This window comes from Pseudomonas sp. SAR267 (genome assembly GCF_052077595.1).
In the GTDB taxonomy this organism is placed as follows: domain Bacteria; phylum Pseudomonadota; class Gammaproteobacteria; order Pseudomonadales; family Pseudomonadaceae; genus Aquipseudomonas; species Aquipseudomonas vlassakiae.
The window spans coordinates 449,821-467,593 of record NZ_JBQIHU010000001.1; the positions used below are offsets into that span (position 1 = coordinate 449,821).

The following is a 17,773-nucleotide window of genomic DNA, read 5'->3' on the forward strand; positions in this document are numbered from 1 at the left end:
CTGTTTATACATACAGACCAGCTGCACAGGCAAGCACCGTGGTTGATTGCGGCGCTCTACCGACGAACGGTGTCAACCGCCAAGGCCAACCCCAGGCGTTGCAGCGCCTCGATCAGTGTACCGGGCTGCTCGCCCAACCAGGTCAGCAGTAGAAATTGCCGATAACGCCCGTGGACGCTGAATTGCTCACCGGCCAGCACCTGTAATGCCGAGCCCGCTGTCGCCGCCACGGCTCGAGCGCCGACACTTTCCGGTGACAGGCGCACCCACAAGGCGCACCCGCCATCAGGCATGTCGAACGCCACCTGCGCTCCCAACACCGCCCTCAAATGCTGGCAAAGTTGTGCCATACGCCCCTGCAGTACCCCCCGCATCCGCCCCAGGTGCTGGTCGATTTCGCCCGAACTGATCATCTGCGCCAGCGCCTGCTGGCGCAGCGGGGCAAGCTGGAAGGCTCGCTGGGAGAACGCCTCTGCCAACGCCGGGTGGCACCCCAACAGGTAGGCATAGGGTACCTCGGCCCCCATGCTCGCCTCCAGCGAACCCAGTACCAGCAGCCGGCGCGGGTCAACCCAGTCGCGCAGCCGAGACCCCACAGGCAAGGAAAAACACAACTCGCTGTCGAGATCGTTCTCCAGCAACCAGACCGGGTGCAACGCCAGCAGCTCGGCGAGCTGCTGCTGGGCGTGCTGGGGCATCAGGCGCCCCGCAGGAAAACCCAGGCACGAAGGCATGATCATCATGCGCACTGGCTCACAGCCCAGCAGCGTCGACAGGCTGCCGATATCCGGACTGCCGCCGCTATCGAGCGGCAGTTCGAGGACCCGCATGTCACAGCGTTGCAATACCCGCAGGATCCGCCAACAGCAGGGCGAAGCGACCACCACGGCACAGCCACGCAGCCCCAACGCCAGCAGCAGCGTTTCCAGCAACGCCTGGACATCCGGGCCCAGGTGCACATCCTCAGGCTGCCAGTACTGACGCGAAGCGCGCGTATAGCGTTCGGCCAGGGCATCACGCAGGCGTGGCCCGCCCAGCACCCGCGCGGGTTGCGTACGCAGCCGCCCCAGGCGCCGCTCATGGGCGAACAGTGCGCGCAGCAGCGGCTGCGCGGGCAGCGCCTGGGCCACGTCGGCCCGGCCAGCTTGCAGGCCAACCTGGGCGAAATAGCCGGATTTTGGCACCGAATGTACCCGCCCTTCATGCTCGAGCAGGCTGTAGGCCGCTTGCACCGTGGCCAATGAAACCCCCAGGCGTCTGGACAAGGCCCTCAGCGAAGGCAAGCGTGGCTGCCCTCCCCGCTCGGCTTCGTCGATCAAGGCGACCAGATAGCGGTACACCACCTGATAGGCGAATTCACGGCCCATCAGGATGAGGCCTTGAACGGCGCAGGGCTGCTCAGCAACCGCAACTGCACATCGCGCCTTGCCAGGTTGGCGAGCAAAGGCCGTACTCCCGTGCCCAACCGCCCCTTGTAGACCATGCGCAACTGTGCCAACTGCAAGCCGCTGGTGTTGACGATCCAGTCCTTGACGGCATCAGGGCAGGACTTGCCCTGCAAGGCCCGATGCAGGTAAGGCAACGCGACCAGCATGTCAGCGTGACAACACTGCAGAAACCGCTCCAGACCCGCCCCCTGGTCGCAAAACGGCCGGTACAACATGCAGGCGACCTGGGTCTGCTCAAGCCCGTAGCCCTTGGCCAAGCGCCTCGGCGGCAGCGCCTGCGGCCCGGCCGGTTCGCTCTGGCTGAACCGGGATGCGTCAGGCGCCTGTCCGCAAGCGCCTGTTTCTGGCAGCTGCGCCAGCGCCAGAGGGTCGACAAACGCCGCCAGCGGCGGGCCTTCCTGTATCACCTCGAGGCCGCAACCCAAGATCACGTCCAGTTGGCCGTCGCTGAGCAACTGGGCCAACAGATCGTCGATCACGATGACCCGCATCGGCAATGCCCTTGAACGGGTGCTATCGGACACAGCGATGGCCACACCCGGTGAATCGACGGCGGCACGCAACTGGCCCAACCCGCTGGCCAGGCTATCGACGCATTGATGCAGCGAGCCAAGGCGGGTGGCACCTGCCAAGCGCAGGCTGCGCCGGGCCCAGGCCGCAAAGCGCCGTCGCTGATGGGCGGGCACGGCGGTAACCAGTGCATCGGCACCCGGGTACTCGGCCAGTGCCCGGCGAACGGCATCGGCCAGTTCCAGGTGGGTGCGGCTGCCCAGCAACGCTTGCGGGCGCGCATCGACCAGGTGACCGAACAAGAGCAACGCTTCGCGTGTCAACGGCCACTGCCGGGCTGCGGCATCGGCGCGGCGACAGAAGGGCACCACGTCGGCGCCCTCGACCATCTGCAACAGCACCCGCGGGTCATCATGCATGAACAAGGCGCTGAAGGTGCGCTCGTGCTGCTCCAGCACGGCGCTGCTGGCTGTGGGCAAACAGGCCACCAACACCCGTAACTTGAAGGTGACCGGTGCTCGCAAGGCAATGCTCAACTGGGCGGCCCGCAAGATCGCCAATAGCCGGGCACTACGACAATCTGCCCCGTGTACCACCAGCAACCTGAACGTACCGATATATTCCGGCCCGCCAGCGGCCACCAGCAGACGCTGTATCAATAACTGCAGGGAGGCGCGTTGCTCCTTCGACATATGGCTCAACAGGCGTTCCAGCACCTGTTGGTAGATAAAGTGCATAGCCTGGTCGTGCACAATGCTCACGGCGTTACCTCAACTTCATTTCACAACAAAATTCGCTGCACAGGATTTAGTACAGCGGATTTAATTTGAAGAAACTTCCTACAAAAATCCGGGAAACTTCGAAGTTGTAATACGCTGTCGTTCCACGAACGCAAAACATGAACCCATCCATGGACTTACCCTCATCTTCAATCGCGCACTGCTGTGCCTGTTGTTCTCCACTGCACGCTCCTTGCGCCAACTATCGATACGCCATTATCGAGCGTTGACCAAGGATTAAAAGATACAGATCTTGCTGAAAACACCATTCAGAAATCGGCAAACACAACCCCGCACAGCGCGGAAACCTCACTTGAAAACACTTCCATGTTGCTAATGGAAACATCTATTTACAAAGTTAATGACCGCAGTCCATGTAAATATAACCAGCCATAATGCAAAAAACCGGGCATCAGCCCGGTTTTTCATTACCCACGTGCTTCAGGCCGTAGCCATGTCCAGCACCACCCGCCCACCACATGGGCACTCGTCCATGTACCTATGGGCCTCGACCACCTTGGCGAACGGATACACCTTGATGATCTGCGGAGTCAGCAACTGATCGGCGGTGAACTGGTTGATATCGCGCAAGGCCCGTTGCAGCGCCACCTGATCCTGGCTGATGCCCAGTTCCGGCTTGCCGGTGAAGTTGCCGATACAGTGCACGTAAAACTGGATGTTCTTCTGGAATGCCGCACAGGCAGGAAACGGTGTCTGGTTGCCCCCCTGCAGGCCATACAGTACCAGGCTGCCGCGCGGCGCCAGCACATCGCCCAGCAGCGACATCTGCGGCCCGCCCATGCCATCGAGGACCATGTCCACGCCGCGTCCGTCGGTGTACTTGCCAACCTGCATCAGCAAGTCCTGCTCCTCGGTGACGATCACCTTGTCGGCCCCCAGGCCCAGCAGGTAGTCACGTTGCTCGGGCTCGCGGGTGGCGGCGAACACCTTGAGGCCGAGCGCCTTGCCCAGTTGCACGAAGGCCGGCCCGGCACAATGGCTGGCATCGGTGACCAGCGCGGTCTGCCCGGCCTTGGCGCGTGCCAGGTCGACGTAGGCGAAATAGGCGATCAAAAGCGGCGTGTAGTGCACGCTGGCCTCGATCGGCGAGAGCAGGTCCGGATAGCGGGTGATGGCGGTGCGCGGCAGCACGATGACATCACCATACACCGGGTGATCGTTGGCACTGGTGGCCGGGAAGCTGGCGACCCGGTCGCCCACTGCGATGTCATCGACGCCTTCGCCGACCGCAGTCACCACACCGGCCATCTCGTGGCCGATCCCTGCCGGCAGACGGGCTTGGGAGGGCGCCAGGTTCTGCCGCCAGAGCACGTCATACCAGCTCACGCCGATCGCCTCGACGCGGATCTGCACCTCGCCGACGGCAGGTGACGGTTCGGCCTGCTCCTCGCAACGGAGCACATCGGCAGCGCCGAACTTGTGGAAACGGATCATGCGGGACATCGCATACCTCGCCTGTGTGAATCTCGTATTACCACGGACTTTATCCGGGCTTTTGCGGTTAGACCATCAGTGGCTATTAATAGTCGACATGCCTGTCATCGATTGGGCACCTGACTTTCCTGTGCATTGGCCCCCGGAAATCGGTGCAGGGTAACAGCCTTTGGCCTTAAGATTCACCCCTGCCCCACTTTAGGCGAAGCGCACCGATGAATCGAAACGACCTGCGTCGCGTAGACCTCAACCTGCTGATCGTGTTCGAAACCCTCATGCATGAGCGTAGCGTGACCCGCGCTGCCGAGAAGCTGTTCCTCGGCCAGCCGGCAATCAGCGCGGCCCTGTCGCGCCTGCGCAACCTGTTCGACGACCCGCTGTTCGTGCGTACCGGCCGCAGCATGGAGCCGTCGGCACGCGCTCATGAAATCTTCGCCCTGCTGTCACCGGCGCTGGATTCGATCTCCACCGCGGTCAGCCGCGCCGCCGAGTTCGACCCGGCCACCAGCAACGCAGTGTTCCGCATCGGCCTGTCGGACGACGCCGAATTCGCCTTGCTGCCGCAATTGCTCAAGCGCATCCGCGCCGAAGCCCCCGGCATCGTCCTGGTGGTACGTCGGGTCAATTACCTGTTGATGCCAACCCTGCTGGCCTCGGGCGAAATCTCCGTGGGCGTCAGCTATACCAGCGAACTGCCAGCCAACGCCAAGCGCAAGGTGCTGCGGCGCAGCAAGCCCAAGCTGCTGCGCGCCGACAGCGTGCCGGGCAGCATCACCCTCGATGACTTCTGCGCGCGGCCGCATGCGCTGGTTTCGTTTGCCGGGGACTTGTCGGGCTTCATCGACGAGGCGCTGGAGGAGATAGGCCGCAAGCGCCATGTGGTGCTGGCGGTACCGCAGTTCAATGGCCTGGGGAGTTTGCTGGCGGGCACCGATATCGTCGCCACGGTGCCGGACTATACGGCCGATGCCTTGACCTCGGCGGGAGGCTTGCGGGCTGAGGACCTGCCGATGGACGTGCGCTCGTTCGAGCTGCATATGGCCTGGCGCGGGGCGCAGGACAACGACCCGGCGGAACGCTGGTTGAGGTCGAGGATACAAATGTTCTTTGGCGATCCCGATAGTCTGTGATCAAGCTCTATTGAGTACGCGCTTTTGTGCGCCGTTGAATCGTGAGCTGTTGTGGAAGACGAGGTGGTGTCCAGAAGCAAGCCCATCGATCAAAGGTCGAGGGCACCACGGTGCAAGGCGTTCAGCATGCGCGCAGCGTCAGCGCTACCCTCGTCCAGCAGAGCGAGGGGCACTTCACTCAAGGCGGGTTGAGTATCGGCAAGCCCCTCGCCAACCAAGGCCAGCGGGCATTCGATTTCCATCTGCAACGCGCGCAAGCGCCTGATCAAGGCGGGGCTCAGCGGGGCCTGGACTTTTATCACCAGTGCCGCAGGCCGCATCGCCGCACACACGACAGGGAGCTCTTCCAGCGGCTGCCCGCAACCGAGCACTTCGATACGCTGCTGCGCACTGCTCAACAGCATCCCGGCGCACAGCACCTTGAGTTCGGCTTGCCCCTCGGTAGCGGCCAGCAACACTCGCGGCGCATCGGCCTGGTTCATTTGCAGGCGCAGCAGCAAGCGTGCACGCAAGAACGTGTCGAGAAACAGCCATTGGCTGCGCTCGCCTGGCGCAGCCCCTGCAGCCAGGTCGTGCCAAACCGGCATCAGCACTTGCCGCAGGACGGTGGCCGTGGGGAAAAGTGTGCACAACTGCCCATGGATGCCTTCAAGCGCCGTTGCATCGAAAGCCTTGGAGGCGCGCGCCACGCTGGCGCGCCATTGGTCAAAGGCCGAGAGCTGCTGTGCAGAGACCTCAGGCTGGCCCGCGAGCCTTTCGCCGACCTTGCTGATCGGCACGCCGTTGCCAGTCCAACGCAAGATGTCGCGTATGCGCTGGACATCCCGCGCCGTGTACAGGCGATGGCCGCCCTCGGTGCGCTGCGGGCTGATCAAGCCATGGCGCCGCTCCCAGGCACGCAAGGTCACCGGGTTGACGCCGGTCAAGCTGACTACATCGCGCATCGGTAGCAGGTCGGGTGAAGTGGCGTCAGTCATAACGAGGGGCATCCAGAGGGTGAAACATTCTAAACCCATATGCGCCTTCTGCGCTGAGCCGTCTTGGTTCATGATGCAACATACATCGCCGAAACCTTCTGCATAGAAGATACGCTGCGCATATCGCATACGAAACGCCTGTAGGGTGGCCTCCATGATAAACGCGAAACTCCTGCAACTGATGGTTGAGCAGTCAAACGATGGCATCGTCGTCGCCGAGCAGGAAGGCGATGACAGCATCCTTATTTACGTCAACCCCGCTTTCCAGCACCTCACCGGTTACTACGCGGACGACATCCTCTATCAGGACTGCCGCTTTCTTCAGGGCGAGGATCATGACCAGGAGAGCCTTGCAGTCATCCGCAAGGCGATCCGCGAAGGCAGGCCCTGCCGCCAGGTGCTGCGCAACTACCGCAAGGACGGAAGCCTGTTCTGGAACGAATTATCGATCACTCCCGTGCGCAACGAGGCGGACCAGCTGACGTACTACATCGGCATTCAGCGCGACGTCACAGCACAGATTTTCGCTGAGGAAAAGGTACGCGAGCTGGAGGCTGAAGTGGCTGAGTTGCGCCGGCAACTGGGGCAGGCCGAGCGCTGACTGAACATCCATACCCGGTCAGGGCAACCCGCTTTTTCATATTGGTTGCGCGGCATCGAGCCGGGCCAACAGTACCTGGCCACGCTGCCAAACCGCATCGCGACGGTCGGCCGACATTTGATCGAGGCTACGATAGACCAGCGCCAGCCTCGGATTGGCCGAGAGCTGAGGCCGATGACGGATGAGAAAATGCCAGTAAAGGGCATTGAACGGGCAGGCATCTTCCTCGATCACCTGGTCGACCCTGTAGCTGCACGCCTTGCAGTGATCGGACATGCGCTTGATGTAACGACCACTGGCGCAGTAGGGCTTGGACCCCAAGTAGCCGCCATCGGCATGCATTACCATGCCGAGCGTGTTGGGCAACTCCACCCAGTCGAAGGCATCCATGTAAACCGCCAGGTACCATTCACAGATCGCGCCAGGCACAATGCCGGCCAGCAATGCGAAGTTGCCGGTCACCATCAGCCGCTGGATATGGTGAGCGTACCCCAGTCGCAGGGTCTGCCCGATAGCTTGCTCCATGCAGCGCATGCGGGTGCGCCCGGTCCAGTAGAATGCCGGCAGCGCACGCTCGTTGCCCAGATGATTGAGCCCGGCATATTCCGGCATGCGCAGCCAGTAGATGCCCCGCACATATTCGCGCCAGCCGATCAACTGGCGGATGAAACCTTCGGCTGCATTGAGCGGCACCCGCCCCTCGCGCCAGGCTTTGTCGACCTCTTGGCACAGGCAACGCAGATCGAGCAGCCCGATGTTGAGCGCCGCACTGATGCGCGCATGGAACAGGAAGGGCTCGCCTTCGGCCATAGCGTCCTGGTAGTCACCGAAGGCCGCCATCCCGAAGTCCAGAAAATGTTGCCAGAGCTGACGTGCCTCGGCATGGGTCACCGGGTAGTCGAAGCCGTCGATGGCTCCATAGTGGTCGCTGAAGCGCTGACGTACCAGGGCGACCACCGCTGCCGTGATCTCGTCCTGCGCGAAATGCGCAGCGAACGGCCCGCGTAGCTGGCGCGGTAACGGCTTGCGGTTGTCGCCATCAAAATTCCAGGCCCCACCTGCCGGGGTGCCATCGGCCTCCATCAGCAGGCCGGTTCGCTTGCGCATGCCACGGTAAAAGTGCTCCATACGCAGTTGGCGACGCGCGTCGGCCCAGCGCGCGAAGGCTTCGCGGGAGCATAGAAAACGCGTATCCCGATGCCACACAAGGGGCAAGCCGGCATCGCGCAAAGCCTGCTCCAGGCGCCACTCCCCGCATTCGGTCAGGTGAATGTGGGTGGCGCCCAAGGCGTGTTGCCAGCGCCGCAACTCGCCAACGATGCTACCGCTGTTGCCGTCAGCATCGAGCTCGACATAATGCACCTGCCAACCCCGCTCCCGCAGGGCCTGGGCAAAGTGCCGCATGGCACTGAAGATAAGCACGATCTTCATCGGGTGGTGCGGCACGTACCGGGCCTCACCCTCAACTTCCGCCATCAGAATCGCATCGCGGGCAGGGTCAAGCGTGGCCAGGCTTGCCAGGTCGAACGACAGCTGGTCACCCAGCACCAGGCCCAGGCGCATCGTTCAGGCTACCACTGGCTGGCGAGCGATATCGGCAGCCGCAGCGGCGCAACCGGGCCGTCACGTTGCCCGCACATCTCATCATGCACCACCTGCTGTACCAGCATGCACGGCACGGGGGGCAGGCCGCCGAGCAAATGCCTCAGTTCAGTAGTGGAGCGCACCCGAACGGGCTGCCCTAGGGCATCGCTCAAGGTCACGGGGCCTACGTCAGTCAAGGCGCGCAGCAGGTAGAAGCCTCCTTCCAGCGACAGCAGTTCAAGTTCCTTTGCCTCGCCGGTCGAAACCAGTTCAGTGAGCGCGATCAAGTTCATGGTGTGCCCTCCGGCAGACGGCGGAAGAACAGGGTGATCTGCCCTATCTCCACGCCCAGTTTGCTCATGCTCGAGCGGTTGATCAGGGTGTCGTCATCCATGAGGTACATCCAGTCGTCCAGGTCCACTTGCCAGTGGTTTCCGTCAACTGGAAGGTCCAGCTGGTAACGCCATCGCAGCGCGTTGCCCGCCACTTCGCCTCGCGCTTCACCGATCACGTCCCCCGCCGTTCCGCGCCAGCGGCCGGGGCCGTCGGGCACCAGCGTCCAGGTACGTTGCTGGCGTGTGCCATCGCTATAGAGAAACTGCTCGTCGAGAATCAGACGCTCACCTTCGCGGTGACTGTGAATGCGCACGTGGAAGCGCTTGACCACCTCCCCGGAACGCTTCTGGAACATCCCCCAGGCCTGCACCGGTCGCGAGAAGAACGCAGCCAGGTCCAGTTTGGGTTGCTGCTGGGCATACTGCTCGACACCGACATTGCCACAGCTGCCCAGAAGCACACAGAAAGCCAGCAACAGCGCCTTGTACATGTTCATGGTCCTTAGTCGTTGCCAGCCAGCCCAAGCAGGCGCTGACGCAGTTGGGTATCCCTGGCGCGGGGGTCGAGCCAGATGGCGAAGAACTGGCGAGCAAAGACCGGGTCGGCAATTTCGCGGCTGAGCTTGCCATCTACGTAGAAGCGACAGCCTTGCCCCGGCAGGTACAGGCCAGTAATGCGCGTACCGGCATGCACGTCGACGAATGCCTGCTCAATTGCATCGGTCCACGCGGTACGTTGCTGCGGCGTCATTCCGCCCGTATCGAGGCGGCGCATTTCTTCGAGACTGGCCTGCACCAACGTGTCCCTGGACAGCGAGCGGTGATACAGCAGCTCAAGGGCGAAAGGCTGGTTCCAGTCATGAACAGGACCTACTGTCCACAATTGAGCTGTGTATAGACGCAGGCCAAACCAGGTGAACTCACCGGCACCCAGCCGTTGCGCAGCTGGCAGTTCCGCCCGCCAGTCCGCTGCCGCTGACAGGGCAACCACTAGCAGGCAAAGCGCGGTCCAACGACCAGGGTGCGCCATACTGACCTCGAGCACGCCTAAATACTGTACAACACTAGCACAATGTACAGATATTTTAGCTGGCTTGTATAGATTTTAACATCGAAGGACCTATTCATGCTGAACGTGGCAGCGAAGCGGACAGGGTATTTTTTTGCAGGCATGGATCACCCTGCTGCCGCACCGTTCCAGCTGGGTGTAGGTCACACGGTTGTGACTGTCGGCCGCGGCAATGTGGTGCGGCCAGTAGTGGGCACTACGAGTGATGATCGTTGCGAGGTTCACGTTGTGTTTCTCGTCGACAGGAAGACTTCGACGATGCTGAACAGCCGTGCGCGGGCAGGCCTGATACAGGTTTCAGGCGCCGGCCATACTGGCTGGCGTGATGCAGCCAGCTGTCAACCGGGGTGAATGGTCCTAGTTCGTGGGCACCAGGATCACGAAGTTCTTTTTCATGTCTTCCAGTACGGTCCATCTACCCTTGGCGCCCGGTTCGATGATGAACGTATCGCCAGCGGCCAGTGTGACGGGGGCGCAACCCTCAAGCTCGATGACGCAGCGGCCACTGAGGACATGGCAAAACTCCCAGACTTTGTAGTCGATGCGCCACGCTCCGGTAGTGGCCTCCCATTCGCCGGAAATGCGACCTTGCTGTTCATCGTGATAGTAACTGGACGTCAGCGTATGGGGGCTGCCCTCCACGACCTCGGCAAAAAAAGGAAGGTCGCGCACCGGTTGGATATCCAGTTCGCGGAACACGGTGAGTTTCTGGTTCATGATCTTTTCTCGAGCACGTGGTGGTTGGGGCGATACATCAAATAGGCGTCACCGGTGACCCTCAGCATCGGGTGCGCAACGATCTGGCAGGTTTTCACAATCTGAAAACCGTGACGCTCGTAGAAGCGGCGTGCACCGTGGTTTTCTGCATAATCGATCAGGCACAGCCCATCCAGGCCAGCGCCCTCGGCGCGCTGCTGGGCATGGCGAAGAAATTGGGCGCCCAGGCCCTGGCTGCGCCATCCCTCATCCAGGGCCAGGCTGGAGATGTACAAGGTGTCGGGTATTTCCATTTCGGAATAAGGCGCCAGGACCGGGTCTGTCTCGACAGGCCGGTCAGGCGTCTCGTGCAAGGCATAGCTGTGCATCATGCCGATTACGCGCCCTTCGGACGTGGCCATCAGGCAGTTCTTATAGGAGAAGTCGCCCTGCTCCCTGGCATAGCGGGACGCACCGACGCTAAGCAATGCTTCTCCAGGTGCGGCAAGCTTGCTCCATATGTAATCGGCCATGCCCTCCGATGTCAGTTGAAAGAAGCGCGCAATATCGTGCGCGTCCGTGGCTTGGGCAGGCCTGAAGTCGATAGGCATGTGCAGTGCTTCCATGGAATCGGGTGGCTGGTTTCAAGGATTACGCCTTTGACAGGCAGGCAGGGTAGCCAGGTGCAACGGTTCTCATCATGCTCAGGGCGAACACTGTCAGCACAGCATGCGACGCCGGGGCTCAGTTCTAAGGGCAGCGACTGCTTGAGTGGCTTTGGCCTCAGGGGTAACCGTCTGGCAGCGCGAGGTATTGATACCGAAACCCGTCGACGGGCGCCTGATCGAATGCCGATCAAGTCAGTGCAGGGAGTCTGAGGTGAGCGCTGCGGCTGCCTCAGGCCAGCGGCAGTGACATGGTGGCAGCCAATCCGCCACTGACACGGTTTTCGAGACGCACGTGGCCGCCAAGCCGGTCGATGATGGTGGTCACGATGGACAATCCAAGGCCAGCCCCATTGGGGCTGTTACGGCTGTAGAAGCGCTCGAAAACGCGCGACAACTCCGCCTCGTCGATACCCGGCCCCTCATCCTCGACGATCAGTTCGAAACGACTGTCCAGACGCCTGAGCAGCACCGTGATGCGCCCACCGGGTGGCGAATGTTCCACCGCGTTGGAAACCAGGTTCTGCAGGGCGATCGTCAGCGCACCGGCATCGATGGCCAGATGATGATCCCCTTCGCCGATATCCAGCGAAGGCTCCAGGCCACGGTTCAGTATCCAGGGGGTCAGCTCGGCCATGGTATCGGTCACCACCTCGGCAAGGTCGACCTGAGCGGTAGCGCGTTGCCCCAGGCGAGGCTCGACACGGGCCAGGGTCAGCAGTTGATTGACCACCCGGGTCAAGCGGTCGACCCCGCCGATGACAAAACCCAAGGCCTTGTGGCGCTCCGCCTCTTGACTGGCCTCGAGCGCGTTCTGCGCGTGCAGGCGCAGCACTGCCAGCGGCGTACGCATCTCATGGGCGGCATCGGCAATGAAGCGATGCTCACGCCGCAGCAAGTCCTCGATCTGCGCCAGCAGGCGGTTGATGGCCGCCTGCATGGGTTCAAGCTCCGATGGCAGAGGTACCAGTTGCAGCGGTTCCAGCGAATTGGCGTGCCGCCCACGGATGACATTGGCCATGTTCTGCAACGGCCGCAGCCCCCAGCCAATGGCGGCCCAGACCAACAGCGCCAGGGCCAGGCTACCAAGCAGGAACGGGAACACGGTGTGGCGGACGATCCGGTCGATCAGGTCGTAACGCACATCGTCACGCTCGCCGACCCAGATCAACCAGTTCTTTTCCGGTACCTGCAAGACGAAACCGCGCCATTGCTTGTCGCCACTGACAAAGTCGTAGAAACCCGGGGCGCTCGGCATCGGATCAAGCCGGGGGGCGCTCGGCGTATGCACCAGCAGCACACCACCCTCCCCCCAGACCTGAAATGCCAGCTTGCTTTCGTAAGGGTGGCCGCCCCCTCTGCGACCGGCTTGCCCCAACGCTTCGTTGAAAGCGCGGTACATGTCGTCACGCGAGCTGCCCTGCACAGGCATGCTCATGACCCCCTGAAGCAGGCGCGCATTCTGGGCGAGATGCGCGTCATACACTTCGTTAATTTCATGGCGGCTGTCGTGGTAGTTGTAGAGCACCAGCAGGCCAGTGCCGGCCAACAGCAGGAACATGACCCGCCAGAGTGTGCGTTGACGCAGCGAACTCATGCCTTGCCCTCGACCAGATAGCCAATACCGCGGACCGTGCGGATCAGGCCATTAAAGAGTTTCTTGCGCAGGTGGTAGATGTTCACCTCCAGCGTATTGCTCTCGGGCTCCTCATCCCAACCGTACAGCAGCTGGGTCAGGCGTTCGCGGGTGAAGACCTTGCCGGGTTGGGCCAGCAACTCATGCAGCAGTCGATACTCCTTGGGGGTCAGGATGACTTCCACACCGTTGTAGTGCACTTGCCGGGTGGCAGGGTCGAGGCTCACACCGGCATGTTCGATCAGCACCGTCGCACGCCCGGCGCTTCGCCGCAGCAAGGCACGCAACCGGGCCTTCAGCTCGTTGAGGTCGAAAGGCTTCACCAGGTAATCATCGGCGCCTGCATCCAGCCCGGTGATACGATCATCGAGGCTGTCCCGTGCGGTGAGGATCAGCACCGGCAGGCTGTTACCCCCTGCCCTCACGCGACGCAGCAGTTCGATACCATCGAGGCGGGGCAAGCCGAGATCCAGGATCACCAGGTCGAACCCTTCGTGCTGCAACGCATGCAAGCCACTCACGCCATCACGCAGCCAGTCGAGCGTGTAGCCCGCCTGGCGCAAGCCGTCGCAAATGCCCTCACCCAGCGCGGTATCGTCCTCAAGCAGCAGCAGCCGCATGTTCAGTCCTGTTTGTCCTTGATGGCCTTGAGTAAAGCATCGATATCGCCACGCCGGCCCTGGTCGGCCAGCTCGCGCCCTGGCCGGGGCGGCGCCTGTAAAGCCTTCTGCAAGGCGGCAGTGGCTTCAGGGTAGCGCTTTTGCCGATACAGATGATCGCCCCAGAAGTAGTTGCTGTCGATCCCATTGGGGTTGATCTGCAGGGCCTTGCGCAGCAGCTTGTCGGCCATTTCACTGTCGCCAAAACCGATCGGCCAGCCCGGAACCTGGTCGTAGAGCGTGCCCAGACTGGTATAGGCCGAGCCCTGCAGGGCGTTGGGGTCGAGCTTCATGGCCTGTTCCAGGCTGGCCTTGGCCGCCTTGACCTTGCCTAGCGCGCCCAGGCCACCGACGGCGCCCGCCCAACTGCTGTTGATGATGCCTTCCCAGATCAGAGGCTCAGGCGTGCCGGGGTATTGATGCACGAACGCCGTGGCATCAGCGGCCAGCTTTTCGAATGCATCGGCGCGTTTTTCTTTAGGTAACTGGTACTGGATCTGTGCCCAGCGTTGCTGCAAATCACTCAGGTGTTGCGTGCCTGCAGTGTCCAGTGCCCAGCTGAAGGGGGCGAATGCCAGCAAGCTGGCGATGAGCAGACGCTTCATTTGCTCGACTCCTTGGTATGGCTACCGACATAGCGGCGAATGACAGGCAATTGCTTGCGCAGCGCACGGTCGACCATCCCCGGCAGCATACCGTTGAGGCGCACGAACAGCTTCTCTGGCCAACCCAGGTACAGTTCGCTGCGCTCGGACTGCACCGCCTCGAGCACGGCACGGGCGACATCGGCGGGGTCGTCCATGCCGACTTTCAGCGCCTGGTTGAGCGCTGTCGCGGCACTGCTGTTCATGGCTGTGCGGGTCGCCCGAGGCGCTGCATACAACACGTTCACCGGGGTGTCGGCCAACTCCCGCCGCAGCGCTTCGGAGAACCCTCGCAAGGCAAATTTGCTGGCGCAGTAGCTCGCGTAGCCGGGGTAGCCGATCGAGCCATAGGTGGACCCGACATTGACCACCAGCGCCTTGGGTTGCTCGCGCAGCAGCGGCAGGCAGGCTCGGGTCAGCTGCAGTGGCGCCTTGAGGTTGATGTCCAGCAACTCGTCCAGCGCGTGTTCGTCCAGCTGGTCGAGCAAGGCGAAGCGGTTCACCCCCGCGGCGTTGATCAGCACATTGACCCCGCCCATCTCGCGGGCCCGGCTGACGACCTGCTCGCGCCCTTGCGCGGTACGCAGGTCGGCGGTCTGCCAGCGCAGGCGATCGGGGTAGCGATTCATCAGGCCCGCCAACTTGCCCAGGTGCCGGCTCACCGCGAGCACCCTGGCCCCGGCCGCGCACAGCTGCTCGGCCAGCTCCAGGCCAATGCCGCCGCTGGCACCGGTCAATACCACCACCGACTCAGGCAAGCGCATGCTGCACCTCGGCCTGGCTCGCACGCGGCAAGCCTTCGAACATCTCGGTGTACAACCGGTACACCACCTTGGCGGCGTGGATCACCGCCTGGTGGTCATCGACCTCGTCCAGGCGGTCCATCAGCTGCTTGTAGGTGACCATGTGGTCCTGGTCCAGCGCGCCGTGGGAGCTGAGGTAGCTGAACGCATTGTCCGGCAACCCCAGGCTGCTCTGAATGGCACCTGCGGCATGGGTGGCCAGGGCGATGCTGGTGCCCTCGAGGACGTTGACCATGCCGAACAGCCCCACCGGGTTGCCCCGCGCAATCAGGTCGTACAGGTAGGCGACCATCAGCTCTATCGGCATTGCCGGCCGGCCGTCGCGTACCGCCTCCCAGTCACCACCGCAGGCCTTGATATCGTTGAGGATCCACTGCTCGTGGCCGTATTCCTCCTCGATGTATTCGCAGACGGCGCCGCGCAACCACTCCAGGCGCGAGGGTAAGCGCGCGCCGCAGGCCATCATCAGCGGCACGGTGTGGCGCACGTGGTAGTAGGCCTGGGTCAGGAACGCGATATAGCTGTCGCGACTGACGTGGCCGGCCAGGGCTTCACGAATCACCGGCACCGCGAACAGGGCCTGGCGCTCGTGGCTGGTTTGCAACTGAAGGGTGTCGAAAAATGACATGAGGGACCTCACAACTGGATGTCGGACAACAGGGTGTGATAACGCTGCAGGATCGCCTCGCGTCGCGGGCGGCCATTGGCGGTCAGGGTGTTTTCGGCGGCCGTGAACGGCCCTGGCAGACGCCGCCAGGCATACACCCTGGCGTAGTCGGGCAAGGTTGCATTGCTGCGCTGCACGGCCTTGTCGATGACCTCGTCGCTGGCACCGGGGTCAAGCGGCCAGAGCAGCGCCAGGTTGCGCGGCAGCCCTTCGCCATGCACGAAGGCCTGGGCGATCACACCGCTCTGGGTCAGCTCGGCTTCCACCCATTCAGGGTTGACGTTGCGCCCGAAGCTGGTGATGAACTGGTGTTTCTTGCGCCCATCGAGATACAGATACCCATCGTCATCGAAGTAACCCAGGTCACCCGTGGCCCACCAGGCCGACGAAGCGGGTGCTTCCCCCAGGTAGCCAAGCAGCACCGAACCGCTGACCAGTACTTCGCCATCCTCGGCGATTCGCACCTGAACGTGGGGCAATGGCCGGCCGACGCTGCCCCGGCGCATCGCCCCCGGACGGTTGAGCGCCACCACCGAGGCACACTCCGACAAGCCATAGCCTTCGAAGACCGGCAAGCCAATGGCCTCGGCCCGCGCCAGCAGGCCAGGCGATACCCGCGCCCCGCCGACCGCGACGAAGCGCAGAGGGCCCACCTTCATCAGGCCGCGCTCGATCGCCGTGACCAGGCCCATCAACAGCTGCGGCACCAGGATCAGGCTCTGCGCGCCGCTCAAGGCGATGGCCCCGAGCAAGCGCTTGAAGTCGACCTGGCTGGCGCCGCCCATGCCCAGTTGCGCCTGGGGGTAGAGCAGCACCCTGGCCCCGGCCATGAGTGCGGCATAGACGCCCAGGTTTTCCAGCAGTACACCCAGTGGCAACACCGCCAGGTAGCGCTGGGGCTCGGTGGGCCGGCTGGCCAGCTCCAGTTCATGCGCGACACGCAGCATGGCATCGGCGCCAAGGCAAACGCCTTTGGGCGTGCCCGTGCTGCCGGAGGTATAGGTGACCTTGGCGGTGCCCGCTGGCAGCACCACCGGCGCTGCCAGATCGCGTGTCCAGAATGACTCCTGCTGGACGAAGCCCAGCTGGCTGAACACGCCCTCCCAGACCGGCTGGCAAAGCACCAGGCTTGCGCCGCACTGTTCGATGCAGTGGTGCACCTGCGCCTTACTGAAAAACGTTGGCACGATCACGCAGGCTCGCTCCGAGACCAGTGCCGCCAGGTCCCAGAACAGCAACTCAGGGCCGTTATCCAGCGCCAGCGCCAAAACGCCTGGGGGGTGGGCGCTCAAGGCCTTGGCGCGCAGCCAGACCTCGGCGAGCACCTGCTTGTAGGTGAACCGCTCGGTATCTCCCTCCACCGCCAGGGCATCGCCGCGCTCACGGCCGAGGTCAAGCAGCAATTGCCTGAAGCGTTCCAGTTCATGCGGCATGGCCGGTCTCCTCGTTGAGCACGGGCAGCCCCAGGCGCCGGAACACACCGGCCGACTCCAGGCGCTCGAAGCCATGGCGGATATTGCCGACGAACACCTGCGGATGCTGGTCGTAATAGTGCCCCCATTGCTGCGCCGCCTCGTCCAGGCGCGCGGGGTCGGCCTGCGCCACCACCGTTGGCACCAGCCCCAGGCGCTGGAAACTGTTGATCAGGGTCGATGCGCCAGTGAATGCTACCCACTGCAGCCCACGGGTGGCGAGCAGCCAGGTCACGGTGGTGATCATGATCCGGGCGCTGCCGGCGCTGAGCGAGGCCAGGTTGCCAACCTCGACCATGCACTCGCGCCCCAGCGTCACGCCCGCCACCCTGGAGATCGCGTTTTCCAGGGGCTCATCCAGGTAGCCTTCGAGAAACAGCGGCCCACTGCTGGCCGGGCGCATCCCGGCCGCAGCCATCAGCCGCCCGTGGCTGTCGCGCAGGGCCAGTAGCTCTGGCAGGTAATGGTGGACATCGGCCTGGTGAACGTTTGCGAAACACTGATGAATGAAATGCTCCAGCTCACCACGCCCCTGCTCGCCTTGCAGGTGCAAGGACAAATGGGCATGGTGCTCAGCATGTGTGCCGATGGGTAATGGGAGCAGGCTGCTCCAAAGGGCTTGAGTCATGAATCTCCCCCCGAA

General features: G+C 62.8%; 20 protein-coding genes. 3 read left to right on the forward strand and 17 right to left on the reverse strand.

Annotation, left to right across the window (positions count from 1 at the left end; all coding sequences use genetic code 11):
* Positions 1-56: 56 nt before the first annotated feature.
* The 3 genes from ACTORR_RS02400 to ACTORR_RS02410 all read right to left on the reverse strand — a co-directional run bounded on the left by ACTORR_RS02400 (position 57) and on the right by ACTORR_RS02410 (position 4,201).
* On the reverse strand, positions 57-1,367 hold the full coding sequence (locus tag ACTORR_RS02400; RefSeq protein ID WP_313365650.1) for a PLP-dependent aminotransferase family protein: 1,311 nt from the start codon (positions 1,365-1,367) through the stop codon (positions 57-59).
* Positions 1,367-2,719, reverse strand: a complete 1,353-nt coding sequence (locus tag ACTORR_RS02405) for a hypothetical protein (RefSeq protein WP_313365651.1) — start codon at positions 2,717-2,719, stop codon at positions 1,367-1,369. The genes ACTORR_RS02400 and ACTORR_RS02405 overlap by 1 nt, the downstream gene beginning before the upstream one ends.
* A gap of 459 nt (positions 2,720-3,178) precedes the next feature.
* On the reverse strand, positions 3,179-4,201 hold the full coding sequence (locus ACTORR_RS02410) for a zinc-dependent alcohol dehydrogenase family protein (RefSeq protein ID WP_054887706.1): 1,023 nt from the start codon (positions 4,199-4,201) through the stop codon (positions 3,179-3,181).
* Between the two features lie 206 nt (positions 4,202-4,407).
* Here ACTORR_RS02410 and ACTORR_RS02415 point away from each other — a divergent pair, with 206 nt between their 5' ends.
* A complete protein-coding gene (locus ACTORR_RS02415) occupies positions 4,408-5,322 on the forward strand; it encodes a LysR family transcriptional regulator (protein WP_054887707.1) in 915 nt (304 codons plus the stop codon).
* A gap of 89 nt (positions 5,323-5,411) precedes the next feature.
* Here ACTORR_RS02415 and ACTORR_RS02420 read toward each other — a convergent pair whose 3' ends face one another.
* Positions 5,412-6,299 carry a MerR family transcriptional regulator gene (locus ACTORR_RS02420; RefSeq protein ID WP_099813600.1) on the reverse strand — a complete coding sequence of 296 codons (888 nt, stop codon included), beginning with the start codon at positions 6,297-6,299 and terminating at the stop codon, positions 5,412-5,414.
* Positions 6,300-6,453: 154 nt separating this feature from the next.
* On the opposite strand from ACTORR_RS02420, the gene ACTORR_RS02425 reads away from it, so the two are divergent.
* On the forward strand, positions 6,454-6,900 hold the full coding sequence (locus ACTORR_RS02425; protein ID WP_099813599.1) for a PAS domain S-box protein: 447 nt from the start codon (positions 6,454-6,456) through the stop codon (positions 6,898-6,900).
* 36 nt (positions 6,901-6,936) lie between these two features.
* On the opposite strand, the gene ACTORR_RS02430 is transcribed toward ACTORR_RS02425, so the two are convergent.
* From ACTORR_RS02430 to ACTORR_RS02445, 4 genes are read right to left on the reverse strand one after another with little or no spacing between them, the layout of a single operon-like run.
* Positions 6,937-8,463, reverse strand: coding sequence for a cryptochrome/photolyase family protein (locus ACTORR_RS02430; protein WP_313365914.1), 1,527 nt, complete (start codon positions 8,461-8,463; stop codon positions 6,937-6,939).
* 8 nt (positions 8,464-8,471) lie between these two features.
* The gene (locus ACTORR_RS02435; protein ID WP_054887711.1) at positions 8,472-8,777 is read right to left on the reverse strand and encodes a DUF6482 family protein; all 306 of its coding nucleotides are present in this window, start codon (positions 8,775-8,777) and stop codon (positions 8,472-8,474) included.
* A complete protein-coding gene (locus tag ACTORR_RS02440; protein ID WP_054887712.1) occupies positions 8,774-9,310 on the reverse strand; it encodes a DUF3833 domain-containing protein in 537 nt (178 codons plus the stop codon). The genes ACTORR_RS02435 and ACTORR_RS02440 overlap by 4 nt, the downstream gene beginning before the upstream one ends.
* 11 nt (positions 9,311-9,321) lie before the next feature.
* Entirely contained in the window at positions 9,322-9,849 is a 528-nt protein-coding gene (locus tag ACTORR_RS02445; RefSeq protein WP_313364195.1) for a chalcone isomerase family protein, read from the reverse strand.
* A gap of 96 nt (positions 9,850-9,945) precedes the next feature.
* Here ACTORR_RS02445 and ACTORR_RS02450 point away from each other — a divergent pair, with 96 nt between their 5' ends.
* Positions 9,946-10,239, forward strand: coding sequence for a hypothetical protein (locus ACTORR_RS02450; RefSeq protein WP_156352050.1), 294 nt, complete (start codon positions 9,946-9,948; stop codon positions 10,237-10,239).
* A 6-nt stretch (positions 10,240-10,245) separates the two neighbouring features.
* Here the strand turns inward: ACTORR_RS02450 and ACTORR_RS02455 are convergent, their stop codons facing one another.
* From ACTORR_RS02455 to ACTORR_RS02495, 9 genes are all read right to left on the reverse strand, one after another.
* The gene (locus ACTORR_RS02455) at positions 10,246-10,605 is read right to left on the reverse strand and encodes a cupin domain-containing protein (protein WP_054887714.1); all 360 of its coding nucleotides are present in this window, start codon (positions 10,603-10,605) and stop codon (positions 10,246-10,248) included.
* On the reverse strand, positions 10,602-11,195 hold the full coding sequence (locus tag ACTORR_RS02460) for a GNAT family N-acetyltransferase (protein ID WP_313364194.1): 594 nt from the start codon (positions 11,193-11,195) through the stop codon (positions 10,602-10,604). The genes ACTORR_RS02455 and ACTORR_RS02460 overlap by 4 nt, the downstream gene beginning before the upstream one ends.
* Positions 11,196-11,481: 286 nt before the next feature.
* Complete coding sequence (locus tag ACTORR_RS02465) at positions 11,482-12,846, reverse strand: sensor histidine kinase (protein WP_054887716.1); 1,365 nt, start codon at positions 12,844-12,846, stop codon at positions 11,482-11,484.
* Positions 12,843-13,505, reverse strand: coding sequence for a response regulator (locus ACTORR_RS02470; protein WP_054887717.1), 663 nt, complete (start codon positions 13,503-13,505; stop codon positions 12,843-12,845). Before ACTORR_RS02470 ends, ACTORR_RS02465 begins: the two co-directional genes overlap by 4 nt.
* A gap of 2 nt (positions 13,506-13,507) precedes the next feature.
* Complete coding sequence (locus ACTORR_RS02475) at positions 13,508-14,149, reverse strand: hypothetical protein (RefSeq protein ID WP_054887718.1); 642 nt, start codon at positions 14,147-14,149, stop codon at positions 13,508-13,510.
* On the reverse strand, positions 14,146-14,952 hold the full coding sequence (locus tag ACTORR_RS02480; protein ID WP_054887719.1) for an SDR family oxidoreductase: 807 nt from the start codon (positions 14,950-14,952) through the stop codon (positions 14,146-14,148). Before ACTORR_RS02480 ends, ACTORR_RS02475 begins: the two co-directional genes overlap by 4 nt.
* The gene (locus ACTORR_RS02485; protein ID WP_313364193.1) at positions 14,939-15,619 is read right to left on the reverse strand and encodes a TenA family transcriptional regulator; all 681 of its coding nucleotides are present in this window, start codon (positions 15,617-15,619) and stop codon (positions 14,939-14,941) included. Before ACTORR_RS02485 ends, ACTORR_RS02480 begins: the two co-directional genes overlap by 14 nt.
* Positions 15,620-15,627: 8 nt before the next feature.
* A complete protein-coding gene (locus ACTORR_RS02490; protein WP_313364192.1) occupies positions 15,628-17,091 on the reverse strand; it encodes an AMP-binding protein in 1,464 nt (487 codons plus the stop codon).
* Complete coding sequence (locus ACTORR_RS02495) at positions 17,081-17,758, reverse strand: thermostable hemolysin (RefSeq protein WP_054887722.1); 678 nt, start codon at positions 17,756-17,758, stop codon at positions 17,081-17,083. Before ACTORR_RS02495 ends, ACTORR_RS02490 begins: the two co-directional genes overlap by 11 nt.
* Positions 17,759-17,773 lie beyond the last annotated feature (15 nt).